The following is a 16,387-nucleotide window of genomic DNA, read 5'->3' as shown; positions in this document are numbered from 1 at the left end:
GGGTTGACCTGCTCAGAGTCGCACGGCACTTCGATACGGCGTCTGATGCGACGCCGTATCAGTCGGGAGCGCACGACCTGTATCTTTGCGGTTACGGCCGCGCGGCGACCTGAGTGACGAACGCCCGCCAGGCCGAAGGGCTGAACGTGAGGGCTGGGCCGCCAGGCTCCTTGCTGTCCCGGACGCCGATGACGCCGGGCAGGTTGTCAGCGACCTCGACGCAGTTTCCACCGCTTGCGCCGCTGCGGGTGGACTTGCGCCACCGGGCGTTACTGAGGTCCATGATGGCTCTCAACTTCCTTCAGCAGGTCGATGGACTGCCGGCGCGGTAGAGCCTCGTTCCGGACGCTCTCCCACCTTGCCTGAAGCGTAGCCACCTCATCGTCCTTGTCGATGACGTCCCCGCCAAGCTGGTTTTCGAGGTGGCCAACCCACACGCCCTCGCTGGACCGGGCCAGGGCGAACGGTCCGGACAGTCCGATGTGCAGTCCGCTGCCGATCGGGATGACGTGGACGTGAACGTGCGGAAGCTCGGCCATCGCGACCAGGTGCGCCACCTGCTGGGCCATGATCCCGCCCAGCCCATCACCCATGCGCCGGATAGCGGCTTCGTCCAGCACGGCGACGAACTGTGGCCGGCGCTCGCCGGTCAGGATCGCCTGCCGGCTCATGCGCCCCTGCACGCGTTGCTCAACCTGGTCGTCGGTGAGGCTTTCGACTGTTCGCAGGACGGTGCGGGCGTAGTGCTCCACCTGTAGTAGCCCCGGAATCAGGTTGGGCTCGAAGTAGCGGAGCTGTGTCGCTTCGCGCTCAGCGTCCAGCCAGGGCAGGAACCATGACGGTGCGCCGAACTTCGTCGCCAGGCGCTCGAAGAGTCCGCCATTGTTCAGCGCCCGGTCGGCACCCTTGATGAAGTCGATCGTCAGTGCCCTCGTGCCGCTCTCCACGGCGCTGACGTGTGAGGCACTGAAGCCCGCAGCGCGGCCAAATGACTCTTGCGTCATGCCGGAGGCCCCTCGGGCCCGGCGGATCTCGCCAACGATGAACGCTGATAACGGACCTGGTACGTCAGCCATTCAACGCCCCTCAACTCGAAGATCGACTACCCGAGGTGCCACACGGCAGGGCCCTGTTGGGCCAGGTCGCCCCGGATGCCGGAAGCACCTTCCGAGCGTAGTGGTCTCCACAGCAGAGTGTCACCAGGCGGCGCGGCTGGCAGGCCCACGAGATCCGGTGGTCGCGTTCGCAGCGGGGCCGCTCCCGACAGGCGAGCACTCACGGGAGCGGCCCCTTCCCAACGGCACCAAGGGGAGACAGTGCCCGACGACAAACCCGAGAAGCCCCTGAAGGCCGGGAACCCGAGACACCTGACCACGGCGGCGAGTTTGCAGTTTCTGCGCCTCATCTTCGTACGCGTCATCTGCGAGTTGCCCGAGCGGCACACGTACCACGGTTGGGTTTGGATTGAGGGTTACCAGCTGAACGCGGCGGGCGACGCGGTCGCGCACCGCGAGTTGTCCGTGCGGCGCGCAGGCGTGCGGATGCGGGCCCTGCCGGCCAGACGTCCGCGACGTCCGGTGCGGGTCGGATGATCCCGCACCTGCCGATGCGCCCGGCGTGGCTGTGCCGCAACTGCGCCGCGCCCTGGCCGTGTGGCCCGGCTCAGCTCGCGCTCGTGACCGAGTTCTACGGTCATTCGATCGCGTTGGCGTTCTACCTGGCGGCGTCGATGCAGGAGGCGACCGATGACATGTACGGCCTGGGGCTGCGCCCGGACCTGCCGGCGCTGCACGCCAGGTTCCTCGGCTGGTTGTCGCGGGCCCGTCGGTCCCACCGGCGTTGAACCAGAGGACGCCGGCCGGGTGGGTTGACCCCACCCGGCCGGCGTTTGGATCCCTGGAACGTCAGTGCTTTTTGAACACCGGCATGGTGTCCAGCATGGTGGTGATGTTCTGCGTGGTGCCGCCCCGGTACGTCTTCCCGGTGAAGATGTCCGTCCAGTTGTCGCCCGGCGGGAACCACACCGACGTGGTGGCGGTGGTGCCGGGCGTCGTCACGGGTGCCACCAGGTAGTCCGGGCCGTAGAGGTACTGGGACCCGGCGGTGGCGTACGCGGCCTGCTCGTTCGGGTACGCCAGGTACATGGAGCGGACGATGGGCGTACCAGTGCGGGTTGCTTCCTTGGCGGCGGCGTAGGTGTACGGCTGTAGTTCCTTGCGCAGGTTGAGGAACTTCTTGGCCGACTTGTTGGCCTCCGGGCCGTACTGCCAGGGCAGCCGGTCGCTGTGGTTGGAGTGCAGCCGGTCGATGGGCTGGAACGTGCCGAACTGGACCCACCGGGCGTAGAGGTCGTCGGTGAGCTTGGTGCTGCCTGGTTCGCTGCCCGGCTCCTGGAGGCCGCCGGTGTGTCCGCCGATGTCGTGGCTGACCGCGGCGAGCCCGGTCGCGGCCGACTCGCCCGGCGTGTAGCCGACCTCCATCTGGAGGGTCGACCAGTCGGAGGTGGTGTCGCCGGTGAAGTGCAACGTGGTGCGCTTGTCGGCCCACGGGCCGGTCGACACCGGGGTCGGGCTGCTGTAGCCGCCGGCCTGCAACGAGCCGTACGCCCGGGAGAAGGCGAAGCCGGTCTTGTCGGCGTACTGCTGGTTGATCCACGCGTCACCGGTGACGCCGGCGAGCGACGACGTCGTGTTGTCGCAGCACCAGTCCAGCCACCACAGGTCCGGGCCCTTGCTGCCCTTCGGGATCATCCCGTCGTGCAGCTGCATGTATGCAGTGAGCTGGTCCGGGTCGCCGAAGTCGAACGTGTAGCAGTCGGGGCCGCCGTTGCAGCCGACGCGCTGGAGCTTGCCCTTCGCGGTGGCCTGCGCCTGGGCGAACTTCGGGTCCGAGCCGAGGATGCTGGGGTGGATGTTGATGCCGGTGTGCAGACCCTGCTTCCTGGCCCAGTCGAAGAACGCCTTCGGGTCGGGGATCCGGGTGGGGTCGATGCTCCAGCCGTTCCACTTGTCCGGCGCCTTGACGTCCGTGTCGAGAACAAGAACATCAAGGGGTACGCCTTCGGCCTTCGCTCGGGCCACCAGCTCCTGGAATTCGGTGGCGGTGCGGTCGTAGTACTCGGAGTACCACACCCCGTACGCCCACTTCGGCAGCAGCTTCGTGGGCCCGGTCAGGGTCGACAGGTCCTTCAGGCCACGGGTGAAGTCCTGCCCGTACGCGAAGACGTAGCCGTCCTGCTCGGGCGCCGGCCGGGGCTTGGTGGTGCTCAGGGCCGAGGCCGAGTCGTCGAGCAGGTACCAGCCGTCCTGGTAGAGCAGGCCCGGGGCGGTGAGCGCGGAATCGGTCACGCCGTCCAGGCCCCGGCGGTAGCCGCCGAGCGGTGCGTGCGGTGCGAGCAGTGGGGAGTCAGTGCTCGTGACGGCGACCGTGTCGACGTTGACGTTGCAGCTGGTGTCCGTGGGGCAGCCCAGCGTCACGGTGTTGGTGCCCCGGTCGAGGTGGACCGGCACGGAAACGGTGTTCCAGTAGTCCCATCCGCTGGTCGGCGGAAGGGTCGCCGTGACCGGAGCGGCCGTTCCCGCGGTGACCGACATGGTGCGCGTCTGGCTCGGCTGGGCGCCGGCCTGACCGTTGGCGTAGCGGATCTGCACCTGGTAGTCACCGGCGGACGGAACATCCGTCGCGGTGAGGGCGGCGGCGGAGGTGGTGCTCTCCAAGCCGGCCAGGAATCCCGTACCGGATGCGCCATTGTGGTCGTTCGCGGGCCTCGCGCCGCCGGTCAGCGCGCCGGTCTCGGCCTCTCCCAGCGTGCCGAACCGCAGAGGCTGTGGCTGGGGCGGGGTCGGCGCCGGGAACGGATCACCCGGGTTGACCACCGCGAGGCTGTCGACGTTCACGTTGCCGGAGTCGTCGGGACCCCGCACGACGCTGATCTCGTGTCGGCCGGCGGTGAGGTCGACCGGCACGGTGGCCAGGCCCCAGGTGTCCCAGTTGGCGGTGGGCGGCAGCGTCAGCGTGTGGCCGGCGTCGCCGTCGACCCGAACCGTGAGGGTGCGGTCCACGTTCTGGCCGTCGCCGCCGGTGCTGTTGGCGTAGCGGACGGTGAGCTGCTTCGTGCCGGCCGCCGGGGCGTCGAGCGCGAAGGTGACCGAGTCGCCGGCCGCGGCGAAACCGGCAGCGAAACCACGCCCGGTGTACCCCTTGTGGTCGGTGGCCACGCCGGGGCCGTTGAGCTGTAGCGATTCGGCCTCGCAGAGCGCGCCGAACGCACAGGCCGGGGCGGTGTGGCCGGCCCACGGCTGGCCCTGCACGGTCTGCTTGCCGGCCTTGAGCTGCACTCTGAGGTTGTCGGCGGTGAACGCGCCCGAGCCGACCCGGTACCGCACCGTCATCGCGCCGGTGTCGATGGTGAGCCAGCCGTGGTCGACGCGCTTCGTGAAACGCGTACGGGGGAAGTCATCGCGCCCGATGGCGTTGAAGGTGGCGGCGTCGGTGAACCTGCCGTCCTTCTGGTACTCGGTGCGGATCAGCGTCGGGGACAGCACCTCGAAGCGTGCGTCACCCGAGCGTACGGCGTCGTCCTGCGCCCGATGGTGGCTCGCCTGGGCCGGTGCGGACGGGGCGAGCGCCAGCCCCGTGATGAGGATGCCCGCTGCTGCGGCTGCTGTCGCGCGGCGACGGTGTGAGTTCCGATAGAGCAAGATGCGCTCCTCGTCTCATATGGAGGAAATGAGTCGATGACAACGCTGTCACTCGCTCGAAACGCATGTCAACAGGCCTCGGACGGTGTCCCTTCTCTCTTTCGTCACCTGCCGTACTCATCCGGCAGGCGTCGCTGCGCACTGTGACGTGGACCCGCGCGACGACCAGTTCAGGCGTACGGAGTCCAGGGCTCGGGCTGTTCGGCGTCCCAGCCCAGCTTCTCGAGTGCCCGCAGGACCGCGCCGACGCGGGGGGTCCCGAAGAGCAGGACCTGGTCGCGCTCCTCGACCTCGAAGGCGACGGCGGTCGCCGGCAGCGGGAACCGCCGGTGAAACGGATGGTGGGCCACCGCGGCGACGTAGAAGTGCTCCAGGGTGTCCGACCCGGTACTTGACGTGAAGGTCACCGTGCTGTCGTCGGCGTGCAGCCGCACCGTCGGCCAGACCATTCGCCGGACAGCCCTGAGCGTGTCGCCCCGGGTGAAGTCGAGGCGGTCGACGTAGGTGAGCCCGCCGCGCGCATCGAAACTTCCCGAAATCATCGCTGGATGGTACGGCGCGTACCGAGGTCGAAACCGCAGCGGTGGCAGCTACCAGATGTGCGCGCGTTCGTCGATGAACCAGGTCGGTTCGCCGAGGAAGGTGTCTGCCGGCACCGCGCCATGGGCCAGGTTGAGCGTGTCCAAGCGGTACGTCGTGGCGCCGCCATTCATCCCGGCGAACCGGTAGTTGATCTGCCAGCGCAAGAACCTCTAGCGACCGAGCATCGCCGTGTGGACGCCGTGGTGCAGTGGGTTCGTACGTCGTGGACAGATTCGCCCTGCCACTCGGCTCTCATGAAATTGGGGTGTCCGACGGCTGGGGAAGGGCCGACTTCCTGAAAGCCGAGTGGATCAACGGTCGTCCGGGCTCGACCGACGGCAAGGCGGTGGGCTACCTGACCGTGCAGACGTTCAGCAGCGGGGGCGGTCGAGTGGCGCGGCACCGGCGAGGGCTTCGACCGTCGTCGTGGGTGCGACCGATTCCGTTGCAGTCGGTGAGGGCGCTGCGCTGGGGGTCGGCGGGGCCGAGGGTGAGTTGCTGGGCGTGGGGGAGGCGCTGGCGAGGGTGGCCGTGCTGCGTTGCACCTGCTTGGTGACCAGGCGGATGCCGGTGGCGGTCGCCTGGCGTCCGTACACGTCGGTGACCCTGATGCTGTAAGGCCCGGGGCCGATCCCGCCCTCGATGGCCCAGTGGTTGTCGCTCTGCCGGGCGGCCTTGCGGAAGCCGCCGCCCGACCCTTTCGCCTCGACCGAGCGCAGTGGGTTGCCGTGGTTGCCGACCTGCACCGCGAACCAGTATGTCGAGGCACCGCCCTTCATCCGGAAGGTGAGCCCTCCGTCGAGCGGTGGGTTCACCACCGCCCGGTACGTCACCGACGCGATGCCCTGAGACCGGTCCGCGATCCTGCTGAACGCCTCGGTGGACAGGTCGATCTTGCTGGGTCCGCAGCCACCGCACTGGTCCATCACCATCACCCGGACCGTGCCCTTCGAGCCGCTCACCTCCAGGTAACTGCCGCAGGCCGCCGATCCGGAGTACTGGGATGCGCCGAGGGCCACGTAGAGGCGGTCCGCCGGCGGGCCCGGGAAGGAGCAGTTGCCGCCCGAGCGGCCCGCGTCGTAGAAACTGGCCTTTCCCTTGTGGACGGCGTTGCCCGACGGCGGTGCGGCGCAGGCCGGGGTGGCGCCGCCGCGCACGGCGAGGGTGATGCCGAGGGTGGCGGCCAGGGCGGTGATGCCAGCACCGGCCAGCCAGTGCCGGACCCGCCGATTCGACCGGGGCGTGCTGGCCGGGGTGTCGTTCTCGGGTTCCATGCCTGGTGCCGTCACGGCGCCTGATATTGCCGCACCAGGCTGAGGCATCGCAAAGGCGGTCACTCGCTGGGTCTGCGGGGTCGCCGCCCGTTGAAGGAGCGGTGAAACGGGTGTGCCCTGAAGGGCGGGACGGCGGATCAGTCGCCGTGCCGGCGGAGGCGTAGTCCGTCGAGGGCGGTGGTGACGACCTGGTCGGCGTGCTCGGCGGGTGTTGCTGGCCATCAGGTTGTCGACGGGGTGATGTAAGCAGTCGGGCGCTGACGTTCAGTGGCTTGCGCGTGGGTACAGTCGTGGCCGTGAAGTTCGCGATGGACGTGAGACAGGGCTAGCTCCCGCGGGTCTTTGAGGCGCGCGGGCGATGGATGCTGCCCCTGCTCACCTCTTTCGCGAAGGTCTTGAATGTCTGTCCACTCCGGGCGGCGCGCTATTGACGCGTCGCTTACTGCTTCTCTTGTGTTCGTTTCCATCGGAAGCGGACTGTTCCTGCCGCTCTCGCTGGTGTTCTTCGTCGAGCTCACCGACATCCGCCTGAGCATGCTGGGCGTTCTCGTGGGGCTCGCGGGTTTCACGTCCGTGCCGGTGCCCGCCGTGGCCGGCCGCTTGGCCGACAGATACGGTGCACGCCGACTCGTCCTCGCCGCGCAAGGCATTCAGGCGCTCGCCTATCTCGGCTATTCCCTCGCCCGAGACCCGCTGAGCGTCTTCGTCGTCACTGCGATCATGTCGATCGGCGGCCGGCTGTTCTGGTCGACGATCTTCGCGGCGCTCGCTGATCATGTGCAGGACGGCCCCAGGCAGCAGCACTGGTTCGCGCTGGCGAACATCGCCCGCACCGCGGGGATTGCGGCAGGCGGGATCATCACCGGCGTCGCGCTGACGGTCCCGGGCACGCGGGTCTATATCGTGCTCGCACTCCTCGCCGCCGGCTGTCTGGCGGCATCCGTCCTGCTCATGCTGCCTGTCGCACGGTCGCGAGCGCGCGCACGGGTTGCCGGCGCAGCGCACGCTCAGGGGACGGTGCTGCGTGACGGGCGTTTTCTCGGTCTGCTTTCGACAAACGTCGTCTTCGCGATCTCGACGCTCCTCCTGGGCCTGACTGTGCCGGTGGTCATGAACACGGCGCTGGACGGCCCGGGATGGGTCAGCTCCGTCGTGCTGGTCGGGAATGCGCTGCTCATCTCTGGCTTCGGCATCATCGGCGCCCGCCAAGCGGGTCGCCGCGAACCGTTCGCCGTGCTGCGGACCGCGGCCGTCACATGGGCTGCGGGCTGCGCGCTGCTGGCGTTCGCGGCATCCTCGGCGCTTCCGTTCGCGGTCGCTCCTCTCGCTGCGGCGGTCCTCGCGTTCAGTCTCGCCGAGATCCTCCATGCGCCGACATCGGTCGCCATCGTCAGCAACATGGCACCCGAGGCGGAACGGGGCGACTACCTGGCCGTGTGGCAGTACTCGTTCATGGCAGCCGAGATCGGCGGCCCCATCCTCTTCGGCACACTGTTCACGCTCCACCACAGCGCGCCGTTCATCGTCGTGCTCGCGCTGAATCTGGTCACGATCCCCGCGCTCCGCGTACTGGGCCGCCAACGCGGTCGCGTGGCGCTGGCCTCGACGGGCTCCCGCGATGATGATTGATGCGGCCGCGTGAGCCACCGCAACGCACCCGTCAGGCGGTTGTCATGGGCGGGGGCGCAACCCGTCGAGGGCGGTGGTGACGACGAGGTCGGCGTACTCGGCGGTGAGCGGTCCGCTGCGCTGCAGCCATCGGCTGAACAACGGTCCCCAGATGAGGTCCACCGCCACGTCAAGGTCGATGTCGTCGGCGAGTTGCCCGGCCTGCTGGGCGCTGCGCAGGCGTTGCCGTTTGGCCTCCTTCAGCGGCCCGTCCAACCGCTCGGCGTAGGCGGCCGCCAGCTCGGGGTCGAGCGCGATCTCGGTGGCCAGGGCGCGCATCGGTTGCTCGTACCGGGGATCGTTCATCTCCTCGACCGTGGCGCGGAGCACCACTGTCAGGTCGGCTGCCAGGTCGCCGGTGTCCGGCAGCGTCGGCGGCTCGCCCTCGGCACCCTCGCTGAGCATGAGGAAGGCGTCGAAGATGACAGCGCCCTTCGACGGCCACCAGCGGTAGATGGTCTGTTTGCCGACGCCGGCCCGCGCGGCGATGCCCTCGATGCTGAGCTTCGCGTACCCCGTCTCCTGGAGCAGGTCGAATGCCGCGGTGAGGATGGCGCGGCGGGAGGTCTCCCGCCGCCGGGCCGTGTTGGGCGTCATGGGCCGAACGATAGCACTTAACGAGACGAACCGTCTCGTCTTGACGGCGGTCGTGTCGCGCGCCTAACCTCGATCAAAGCGAGACGGACCGTCTCGTCTTGAAATGAGGAGAAGCGCATGCGTACCTGGTTCATCACCGGTGCCAGCCGCGGCCTGGGCCGCGCCTTCGCCGACGCCGCACTCGACCGGGGTGACCGGGTGGTCGCCGCCGCCCGGACCATCGCCCAGGCCGACTTCGACGAGAAGTACGCGGACAAGCTGTTGGCCCTGACCCTCGACGTGACCGACCGGTCGGCGGTCATCGCCGCCGTGGACACCGCCGTCGAGCACTTCGGCCGGCTCGACATCGTCGTCAACAACGCCGGCACCCTGTCCATGGGCATGATCGAGGAGTTCACCGAGGCCGAGGCGCGCGCCCAGTTCGAGGTCAACTTCTTCGGCGCGCTCTGGGTCGGTCAGGCCGTGCTGCCGCACCTGCGCGCCCAGCGGTCCGGCCACATCGTGCAGGTCTCCAGCGTCGCCGCGCTCGGTGGCTTCCCGAGTACCGGCCTCTACAGCGCGAGCAAGTTCGCCCTGGAGGGCATGAGCGAGGCGCTGGCGATGGAGGCGGCGGCCTTCGACGTCACCGTCAGCATCGTGCAGCCGGGCGGCTACTGGACCGACCTCTACACCAGTCTGAGCGCCACCACCCCGATGGACGCCTACGCGCCACTGCGCGCCGAGCTGGAGCGCCAGTGGGCGGAAGGCTCGATCGACAGCGAACCCCGGCTGGCCGCCGAGGCGCTGCTGCTCCTGGTCGACAGCGAGGATCCACCGCTGCGGCTCCTGCTCGGGAGCATGGTGTACGACCTGGCGTTCGACATCTCCCGTCGGCGGATGGACACCTGGGCGGGTTGGGAGCAGGTCAGCCGAGCCGCCGAAAAGGCCGTCGCGGCCCCTGGACCGCACCAATGAGAGGGCTGCTCGTATCGCCACGAGCGGCAGGTCCGTCGTTCTAGGCTCCGAGATATGGCGGCGGCGTGCCCAATCCCATTGGCACATAAGTCCGGGCAGAGCCTTCACCCCATGATTTCTCCTCGCGAGGCGCAAACCTAGACGGAGAGGAAACACGCATGGCTGTCAAAACCAAGACTCGTCCGGGCACCACGGAGATTCGACCGTTCTCGGTCGACATTCCTCAGGCCGACCTTGATGACCTGAAGAGGCGCATCAAGGCCACTCGCTGGCCGGACAAGGAAACGGTGAACGACCAGTCACAGGGCGTGCCACTCGCGACGATTCAGGCCGTCGCCCGCTATTGGGAGAAAGAGTACGACTGGCGCAAGGTCGAGGCGCGGCTGAACGCCGTACCGCAGTTCATGACCACCATCGACGGGGTGGACATCCACTTCATCCACGTGCGCTCGAAGCACGAGGACGCGATGCCGCTCATCGTCACCCACGGGTGGCCGGGCTCGGTGATCGAGCAGATGAAGATCATTGAGCCGCTCACCGACCCCACCAAGCACGGCGCGAGCGCGTCGGACGCCTTCCACCTGGTGATTCCGTCGCTGCCCGGCCACGGCTTCTCCGGCAAGCCGACCGAGTCGGGATGGAACCCGCAGAAGATCGCGACCGCCTGGACGGAGCTGATGAAGCGGCTCGGCTACAACCGGTTCGTCGCGCAGGGCGGCGACTGGGGTGCGGTCATCGTCGACCAGATGGGCATCCAGGCGCCTCCGGAACTGCTCGGCATCCACACCAACATGCCCGGTGCGATCCCACCCGAGATCGACCTGTTGTTCCAGGGCGACACCACCGGTGCGAACAACGCCATGGGCTCGCTGCCGTCAGGGCTCTCCGACGACGAGATGCGTGCCGCCGAGGAAGCCAACTTCGTCTGGAAACACGTCGCGTACGCCCTCATGATGGCGACACGTCCGCAGACGCTGACCGGGCTGGCCGATTCTCCGGTCGGCCTGGCGTCCTTCCTGCTCGACCACGACGCGAAGAGTCTGGCCCTGATCTCGCAGGTGTTCGACGGGGCCAAAGCGGGCCTCACCCGCGACGACATCCTCGACAACATCTCGCTCTACTGGTTGACGAACACCGCGGTCTCCGCGTCCCGTCTGTACGCGGAGAACAAACTCTCGTTCTTCGCCGCCAAGGGCGTGAAGGTTCCGGTCGCCGTGAGCGTCTTCCCCGACGAGCTGTACGAGGCGCCACAGAGCTGGGCCGAACAGGCGTACTCGAATCTCATCTACTACAACAAGCTCGACGTGGGCGGGCACTTCGCAGCCTGGGAACAGCCGAAGGTCTTCTCCGAAGAGCTTCGCACCGCCTTCCGGTCGCTGCGCTAGATGGCCGTGCACCTGCCCCCGCTCAACGGGGCGGCCGAGTGGCTCAACTCCGAGCCACTCGGCCCCGCCGACCTGGGCGGACGCGTCGTCCTGGTCAACTTCTGGACGCTGACCTGCATCAACTGGCTGCGCCAGGAGCCGTACGTGCGTGCCTGGTCGCAGGCATACCGCGATGACGGGCTGGTGGTCATCGGGGTGCACACCCCGGAGTTCGGCTTCGAGCACGAGGTCGACTGGGTGCGGCGGGCGGTGGCGGCCCGATCGATCGACTACCCGGTGGCGGTCGACAACGACTACGCGATCTGGAGCGCCTTCGACAACCACTACTGGCCGGCGCTCTACTTCGTCGACACCGACGGCGTCATCCGCGACGAGCACTTCGGCGAGGGACGCTACGAGCAGTCCGAACGGGTGCTCCAGCAACTGCTCGGTATCGAGCGCGAACCCGTACCCGTCAACGGGCTCGGTCCGGAGGCGGAAGCCGACTGGAACAACCTGCGGACGCCCGAGACGTACCTCGGTTTCAGCCGAGGCGAACACTTCGCGTCGCCGAACGGCCCGGCGCTCGACGAACGTCGCGCCTACCAGGTGCCGGAGAGCCTCGGCCTGAACCAGTGGGCGCTGGCAGGAGAGTGGACGATCGGGTCGGAGAACGTCGTGCTGGACCAGGCCGGCGGCGGCATCGCCTTCCGATTCCACGCCCGCGACGCGCATCTCGTGCTGGCCCCCGGGGCGGGAGGGCCGATCCCGTTCCGCGTGCTGCTCGACGGCGACCCTCCCGGCCCGTCACACGGCGTCGACGTCGACGAGAACGGCAACGGCGTACTCCAGGACGGCCGGCTCTACCAGCTCGTCCGCCAGGACGACGCGGTCGGTGAGCGGACCCTGGAGATCACGTTCGACGAACCCGGGGCGGCCGCGTACGCCTTCACCTTCGGCTGACGCGCAGATCGACAGTGCTCACGGTGCCGGAGACCGGCGAGATGCTGTGCACCTGCGGGCCGGGGCGGAGCCGGGCGTCGCTGGCGTACCGGTCGGCGAGGGCCTTATCCGCGGTCTCGTCGCCGTCGTCGGCGGCGAGCAACAACGCGGCGATCTCGTCCACGAGCGTGAGGTCGGCGGTGGTGATGTCCTCGGTCATCGCGCCGAAGCGGTCCCAGAGCAGCAGTTCGTCCTTCTGCCGGTGGGCCAGCTCGATCAGGACGTAGTCGTGGATGAACCAGTCGCCTCGGATCGGCAGCTCCGGGCTGACGCCGTAGCGCTCGGGGTCGATCGTCCCGGCCCGGTACGCCGACCACACCCGCGCCGCCGAGTCGAAGAGCCCTGCCTTCGGGTCGATGTCGTAGCCGTCGAACCCCCAGTCGCCGGCTGGGTCGAGCTCCGGGTCGGCCCAGACCCACCGGTCGCCGTTCCAGTACTCCACCAGCACGTGGTCGTGGTGCCAGTCGGGCGCGAAGTACGAGGCGAAACCGACCCGGCTGCGGCTGGGAATGCCGTGCTGACGCAGCACCGCGACCGAGAGCAGCGTGTGGTCCCGACAGCAGCCCGCCACGCGGTCGACGGCCGGACGCTCCGCCGCGAGGGGCAGCGGAAAGCGGGACTGGTCAGTGTCGAGGATGCGGTCCACCCAGCGGCAGTTCACCTCGTCGAGCCGATCGTCGGGCAACTCGACGCCACCGGCCCGGTAGTGAACGATCACGTTGCGGGCGGTCGCCGCCACGGTGGGAAAGTCGGTCGCCACGGCATCGAGGAGCCCGCTGTGCCGACCCGGGTCGCTGTACGTGGAGTGTTTCCGGTAGTCATCGAGGTCCATGCGACCAGTCTCCGGTCCGCCACCGTGTCAGGGTCAAGGCGCTCTTCCCGACTAGTGTCGACTGCTGTGACGACGCCCGAGATCACCATTGCCACGCCCGCCGACCGCGCCAGAGTTGTCGACACGCTCGTCGCCGCGTTCGTCAAGGATCCGATCCTGCGGTGGCTGTTCCCCGATGAGGAGACCTATCCCCGGTACTGCGCCGCCTTCTTCGGGCACCTCTTCGACAAGCGGGTGCACCAGAAGTCGATCTGGACGATCGGCGGGGGTGCGTCGGTCGCCCTCTGGGACCCGCCGACCGGGCAGCCGGCTGCCGGCACGGCTGCCGGGCCGGCCGCTGCGCACGGGGTGCCGGAGGTTTCTCCGTACCCGGCCGACGTGCTGGCCCGCGTGCAGGGCTACGACGACATCGTGCACGACGCCCTGCCGGCGTTCCCGTTCTGGTACCTCGGTGTCCTGGGCACCCACCCGGACAACGCCGGACGCGGTTGGGGTCGTGCCGTGATGCGGGCCGGGCTGGACCGCGCTGCCGCCGACGGCCTGCCGGCGATCCTGGAGACCAGCAAGCCGGGCAACGTCGAGTTGTACCGCCGGGCCGGCTGGGAGGTGATGAGCTTCCTGCCGGAGCCCGTACCCACCTGGCTCATGATGCAGCAGCCGCCGCGCTGATCAGACGGCGCGCCTCACCCGAGGGTGAGCGGGACCGGTTGCCCTTGGCGTACGTCGAGGACCGCTCGCTTGCCCAGCGGCTGTGCCAGGTTGAGGGTCGCGTTTCGCGGGGAGCCCAGAAGGGGGCACACCTCGCCGCTGTTGTGGTGCTGCGCGATGACGATGACCACGACGGCGTTGGCCGACTCGACCGACTCCGCGTGGTAGTCGGCGCCACAGCGTCCGGTCGCCGGCCCGAAGGCGCCGGTGAAGTCGACGGCCAACTGCGTACCGGCCCCGCTTGTGGTCGCCGACTCGATGGCGATGCCCGGCGGGGAGTTCCATGGTGGTGGTGTCGGGGTGACGGCGCCAGCGCCGCCTGCGTCGACGACCGCCTGGTCGTATCGGGCCAGAGCCTCCCGTGCCTGCTGACGCAGCTCGCCGAGGCTCTCACCGCGGGGTAGCGCGGCGTCGACAGTGGCGTTCGCGTCGGTGTCACAACCAGCAAGCATCGACACCGCCACAACCCCGACGACCCAGTGCCAGCGCGCCATCGACGACCCCTTTGTCCGGCAGAGTGACCGCCAGGATTATCAACCCTCGGCCCGGGACGTTCGGCCCTCCTGCTCGACCTCGGCGTCCGAGCCGGCGAAGATGCGCGCGTAGATCTCGTCGATGACGTCGTTCTTCGCGAGGCTGTAGTCGCGGGGCCGGTGCGCGGTGTCCCGCACGAGGCGGCGCTTGGTCGCGGCGTACCGCTCCCGGTCGTCCGGATGCGAGCGCAGCCAGTCGCGGAAAAGCTGGTGCCGGACCGGTTCCGGAGCACCCTGCGGCCAGACGTGCAGGTTGACGTCCTCGGCGGGGCTGAGCAGCATCCGGTGCCCGTGCCACCAGGGTTCCCGAAGGACAAGCCGGTACCCGAGCCGTTCCAGGGCGGGGAGATAGGTGGCCTCGTCGGCGGTGTCCTCGATGACGAGGTCGACATCGATGACGGGCTTGGCGGCGAGCCCCGGCACCGCCGTCGATCCGACGTGTTCCACCCCGATGATCAGATCACCGAGCGCCTCGGTGAGCGACGACCGGACGTTGACGAACCGCTGCGCCCAGGACGGGTCGTACTCCTCGATGACGACGGACTCCCACGTCCGCGGTGGCTCGCCCACCAGGCCGGCGTCGACCTGTTCGGGGGTGCCGTGGAAGCGCTGCACGACGTTCTGCGGGTACTCGGCCACGTCGACCTCCTCGGGAAGCGAAGTCCGCCAGGCTACGACACGGCGGTCGCTGTGGCCGCACCCGACCGATGCGGGCATCGGATGTCGGGTGGGCGACCGACCCCGCGACCTAACGTCGGTGTTCGAAAGGGAAGGAGGCCCGGGTGCTGGATCGGCTCAACGAGGCCATGACGTACATCGAGCGTCACCTCGACCGGAAGATCGAGGTGGCGGAGCTGGCGCGGATCGCGCTGACGTCGGAGTACCACTTCCGGCGGCTGTTCTCCGCGTTGGCCGGAATGCCGCTGTCGGAGTACATCCGTCGGCGTCGGCTCACCGTCGCCGGTGCGGACGTGCTGGCGGGGGAGCGGACGTTGCTCGACGTCGCTGTGCACTACGGCTACGGCTCGGCGGAGGCGTTCGCCCGGGCGTTCCACGCCGTGCACGGCGTGGGGCCCGGAGAAGCTCGGCGTACGGGGGCAGCGCTGCGTGCCCAGCCCCGGATGTCCTTCCGACTCACAGTCGAAGGGAGCGGCAGCATGGAGTACCGGATCGTCGACAAGGACGCGTTCGCACTGGTGGGGCGCAAGGCCCGGGTCCCGCTGGTGCACGAGGGGATGAACCCGGCGATCGTCGCGTTCATCAGGAGCATCGACAAGGAGACGACCGAGCGGATCGAGGCGCTCTCCGATCAGGAACCGAAGGGGATCGTCAACGTCAGTGACAACCTCGCCGACAGTCGGCAGGAGGGCACCGAGCTCGACTACTGGCACGGGGTGGTGACCGGCACCGAGCCGCCGGAGGACCTGGACGCACTGCCGGTGCAGGCGGGGTCGTGGGCGGTGTTCACCACCTCCGGCGCGTTTCCGCAGGCGGTGCAGTTCCTGTGGCGTGACGTGTTCACCCAGTGGTTTCCGTCCAACCCGTACCGCAGCCGACCTGGACCGGAGATCTCCCGGGTCCGGGTGTCGGCGGACGGAACCCAGGCGGACGCCGAGCTGTGGATTCCCGTCGAACGGGTACCCACCCCTATGTAGAGTTCCGATACAGTGGTCGGATGCGGATGACCATTCCGGTCGCGAAGGTGCTCGCGGCGCTGCTCGCCGACCCCGACGAGCAGCGCTACGGGCTCGACCTGATGCGATTGACCGGCCTGCCCAGCGGCACCCTCTACCCGGTGCTGCACCGGTTGCAGGGGGCCGGCTGGCTGGCCGCCGACTGGGAGGCGATCGATCCCGTCGCGGCCGGGCGGCCGGCCCGCCGCTACTACCGACTGACCGCCGTCGGGGTGACGCAGGCCCGCCAGGCGCTCGCCGACCTGCGGGCCGCTATCCCCGACGGCCGTCGCTCGTGGGGCGGCACCGAGCCCACCGGAGCACCGGCGTGGTGACCCGCCGGGCCGCCGAGCTGCTGTTGGAGTTGGCCGCGCGCCGCTGGCCGGCCGAGGTTCGCGACGACCTGGCCGCGCCGGCAGGTGGGGCATGGCCGGCACCAGCGCCGGGCGGGAGTAGTGCTCACCGGCGTAGATGTCGGTGGCGCCGAGCCGGTTGGCCCG

The 16,387-nt window shown here is 69.0% G+C and carries 19 protein-coding genes; 9 read left to right on the top strand and 10 right to left on the bottom strand.

Features of this window, described 5'->3' with window-relative positions; translation table 11 throughout:
- Nucleotides 1–91 precede the first annotated feature (91 nt).
- The gene (locus ABZ749_RS02925; RefSeq protein WP_357222175.1) at nt 92–283 is read right to left on the bottom strand and encodes a DUF397 domain-containing protein; all 192 of its coding nucleotides are present in this window, start codon (nt 281–283) and stop codon (nt 92–94) included.
- On the bottom strand, nt 270–1,076 hold the full coding sequence (locus ABZ749_RS02920) for a helix-turn-helix transcriptional regulator (protein ID WP_357222173.1): 807 nt from the start codon (nt 1,074–1,076) through the stop codon (nt 270–272). The genes ABZ749_RS02925 and ABZ749_RS02920 overlap by 14 nt, the downstream gene beginning before the upstream one ends.
- 240 nt (nt 1,077–1,316) lie before the next feature.
- On the opposite strand from ABZ749_RS02920, the gene ABZ749_RS02915 reads away from it, so the two are divergent.
- Complete coding sequence (locus ABZ749_RS02915) at nt 1,317–1,592, top strand: hypothetical protein (protein WP_357222171.1); 276 nt, start codon at nt 1,317–1,319, stop codon at nt 1,590–1,592.
- Complete coding sequence (locus ABZ749_RS02910) at nt 1,589–1,843, top strand: hypothetical protein (protein WP_357194540.1); 255 nt, start codon at nt 1,589–1,591, stop codon at nt 1,841–1,843. The genes ABZ749_RS02915 and ABZ749_RS02910 overlap by 4 nt, the downstream gene beginning before the upstream one ends.
- A 61-nt stretch (nt 1,844–1,904) precedes the next feature.
- Here ABZ749_RS02910 and ABZ749_RS02905 read toward each other — a convergent pair whose 3' ends face one another.
- The 4 genes from ABZ749_RS02905 to ABZ749_RS02890 all read right to left on the bottom strand — a co-directional run bounded on the left by ABZ749_RS02905 (nt 1,905) and on the right by ABZ749_RS02890 (nt 6,556).
- Nucleotides 1,905–4,700 (bottom strand): TIM-barrel domain-containing protein, encoded by a 2,796-nt coding sequence (locus ABZ749_RS02905; protein ID WP_357222169.1) that lies wholly within the window; start codon nt 4,698–4,700, stop codon nt 1,905–1,907.
- Between the two features lie 170 nt (nt 4,701–4,870).
- The gene (locus ABZ749_RS02900; protein ID WP_357222167.1) at nt 4,871–5,242 is read right to left on the bottom strand and encodes a hypothetical protein; all 372 of its coding nucleotides are present in this window, start codon (nt 5,240–5,242) and stop codon (nt 4,871–4,873) included.
- 48 nt (nt 5,243–5,290) lie between these two features.
- A complete protein-coding gene (locus tag ABZ749_RS02895) occupies nt 5,291–5,446 on the bottom strand; it encodes a hypothetical protein (protein ID WP_357222165.1) in 156 nt (51 codons plus the stop codon).
- A gap of 207 nt (nt 5,447–5,653) precedes the next feature.
- Complete coding sequence (locus ABZ749_RS02890) at nt 5,654–6,556, bottom strand: expansin EXLX1 family cellulose-binding protein (protein ID WP_357222163.1); 903 nt, start codon at nt 6,554–6,556, stop codon at nt 5,654–5,656.
- Nucleotides 6,557–6,955: 399 nt separating this feature from the next.
- Here ABZ749_RS02890 and ABZ749_RS02885 point away from each other — a divergent pair, with 399 nt between their 5' ends.
- A complete protein-coding gene (locus ABZ749_RS02885) occupies nt 6,956–8,185 on the top strand; it encodes an MFS transporter (protein ID WP_357222161.1) in 1,230 nt (409 codons plus the stop codon).
- Nucleotides 8,186–8,227: 42 nt separating this feature from the next.
- Here the strand turns inward: ABZ749_RS02885 and ABZ749_RS02880 are convergent, their stop codons facing one another.
- Nucleotides 8,228–8,821 carry a TetR/AcrR family transcriptional regulator gene (locus ABZ749_RS02880; protein WP_357222159.1) on the bottom strand — a complete coding sequence of 198 codons (594 nt, stop codon included), beginning with the start codon at nt 8,819–8,821 and terminating at the stop codon, nt 8,228–8,230.
- 117 nt (nt 8,822–8,938) lie between these two features.
- Between ABZ749_RS02880 and ABZ749_RS02875 the strand changes: the two genes are divergently transcribed.
- The 3 genes from ABZ749_RS02875 to ABZ749_RS02865 all read left to right on the top strand — a co-directional run bounded on the left by ABZ749_RS02875 (nt 8,939) and on the right by ABZ749_RS02865 (nt 12,102).
- A complete protein-coding gene (locus ABZ749_RS02875) occupies nt 8,939–9,775 on the top strand; it encodes an SDR family oxidoreductase (protein ID WP_357222157.1) in 837 nt (278 codons plus the stop codon).
- A gap of 158 nt (nt 9,776–9,933) precedes the next feature.
- Nucleotides 9,934–11,160, top strand: a complete 1,227-nt coding sequence (locus ABZ749_RS02870) for an epoxide hydrolase family protein (protein ID WP_357222154.1) — start codon at nt 9,934–9,936, stop codon at nt 11,158–11,160.
- On the top strand, nt 11,161–12,102 hold the full coding sequence (locus tag ABZ749_RS02865) for a redoxin family protein (protein ID WP_357222152.1): 942 nt from the start codon (nt 11,161–11,163) through the stop codon (nt 12,100–12,102).
- Here the strand turns inward: ABZ749_RS02865 and ABZ749_RS02860 are convergent.
- On the bottom strand, nt 12,089–12,973 hold the full coding sequence (locus ABZ749_RS02860; protein ID WP_357222150.1) for a transglutaminase domain-containing protein: 885 nt from the start codon (nt 12,971–12,973) through the stop codon (nt 12,089–12,091). The two genes, ABZ749_RS02865 and ABZ749_RS02860, sit on opposite strands and share 14 nt — an antisense overlap.
- A gap of 66 nt (nt 12,974–13,039) precedes the next feature.
- On the opposite strand from ABZ749_RS02860, the gene ABZ749_RS02855 reads away from it, so the two are divergent.
- Entirely contained in the window at nt 13,040–13,642 is a 603-nt protein-coding gene (locus tag ABZ749_RS02855; protein WP_357222148.1) for a GNAT family N-acetyltransferase, read from the top strand.
- A 14-nt stretch (nt 13,643–13,656) separates the two neighbouring features.
- Here ABZ749_RS02855 and ABZ749_RS02850 read toward each other — a convergent pair whose 3' ends face one another.
- On the bottom strand, nt 13,657–14,175 hold the full coding sequence (locus ABZ749_RS02850) for a hypothetical protein (RefSeq protein WP_357222146.1): 519 nt from the start codon (nt 14,173–14,175) through the stop codon (nt 13,657–13,659).
- Between the two features lie 39 nt (nt 14,176–14,214).
- A complete protein-coding gene (locus ABZ749_RS02845; RefSeq protein WP_357222144.1) occupies nt 14,215–14,853 on the bottom strand; it encodes a GrpB family protein in 639 nt (212 codons plus the stop codon).
- A gap of 143 nt (nt 14,854–14,996) precedes the next feature.
- Here ABZ749_RS02845 and ABZ749_RS02840 point away from each other — a divergent pair, with 143 nt between their 5' ends.
- Nucleotides 14,997–15,869, top strand: a complete 873-nt coding sequence (locus ABZ749_RS02840; RefSeq protein WP_357222142.1) for an AraC family transcriptional regulator — start codon at nt 14,997–14,999, stop codon at nt 15,867–15,869.
- Nucleotides 15,870–15,889: 20 nt separating this feature from the next.
- Complete coding sequence (locus ABZ749_RS02835) at nt 15,890–16,222, top strand: helix-turn-helix transcriptional regulator (protein WP_357222140.1); 333 nt, start codon at nt 15,890–15,892, stop codon at nt 16,220–16,222.
- Nucleotides 16,223–16,387 lie beyond the last annotated feature (165 nt).

It is taken from the genome of Micromonospora sp. NPDC047753, assembly GCF_040642735.1.
GTDB lineage: Bacteria > Actinomycetota > Actinomycetes > Mycobacteriales > Micromonosporaceae > Micromonospora.
This window is presented reverse-complemented; position numbering and strand designations above follow the sequence as displayed.

Excerpts from the sequence above, each read along its gene's own strand:
- ABZ749_RS02925 (WP_357222175.1), bottom strand. The coding sequence starts at position 283 with ATGGACCTCAGTAACGCCCGGTGGCGCAAGTCCACCCGCAGCGGCGCA.
- ABZ749_RS02920 (WP_357222173.1), bottom strand. The coding sequence starts at position 1,076 with ATGGCTGACGTACCAGGTCCGTTATCAGCGTTCATCGTTGGCGAGATC.
- ABZ749_RS02910 (WP_357194540.1), top strand. The coding sequence starts at position 1,589 with ATGATCCCGCACCTGCCGATGCGCCCGGCGTGGCTGTGCCGCAACTGC.
- ABZ749_RS02900 (WP_357222167.1), bottom strand. The coding sequence starts at position 5,242 with ATGATTTCGGGAAGTTTCGATGCGCGCGGCGGGCTCACCTACGTCGAC.
- ABZ749_RS02890 (WP_357222163.1), bottom strand. The coding sequence starts at position 6,556 with ATGGAACCCGAGAACGACACCCCGGCCAGCACGCCCCGGTCGAATCGG.
- ABZ749_RS02885 (WP_357222161.1), top strand. The coding sequence starts at position 6,956 with ATGTCTGTCCACTCCGGGCGGCGCGCTATTGACGCGTCGCTTACTGCT.
- ABZ749_RS02880 (WP_357222159.1), bottom strand. The coding sequence starts at position 8,821 with ATGACGCCCAACACGGCCCGGCGGCGGGAGACCTCCCGCCGCGCCATC.
- ABZ749_RS02875 (WP_357222157.1), top strand. The coding sequence starts at position 8,939 with ATGCGTACCTGGTTCATCACCGGTGCCAGCCGCGGCCTGGGCCGCGCC.
- ABZ749_RS02870 (WP_357222154.1), top strand. The coding sequence starts at position 9,934 with ATGGCTGTCAAAACCAAGACTCGTCCGGGCACCACGGAGATTCGACCG.
- ABZ749_RS02865 (WP_357222152.1), top strand. The coding sequence starts at position 11,161 with ATGGCCGTGCACCTGCCCCCGCTCAACGGGGCGGCCGAGTGGCTCAAC.
- ABZ749_RS02860 (WP_357222150.1), bottom strand. The coding sequence starts at position 12,973 with ATGGACCTCGATGACTACCGGAAACACTCCACGTACAGCGACCCGGGT.
- ABZ749_RS02850 (WP_357222146.1), bottom strand. The coding sequence starts at position 14,175 with ATGGCGCGCTGGCACTGGGTCGTCGGGGTTGTGGCGGTGTCGATGCTT.
- ABZ749_RS02835 (WP_357222140.1), top strand. The coding sequence starts at position 15,890 with ATGCGGATGACCATTCCGGTCGCGAAGGTGCTCGCGGCGCTGCTCGCC.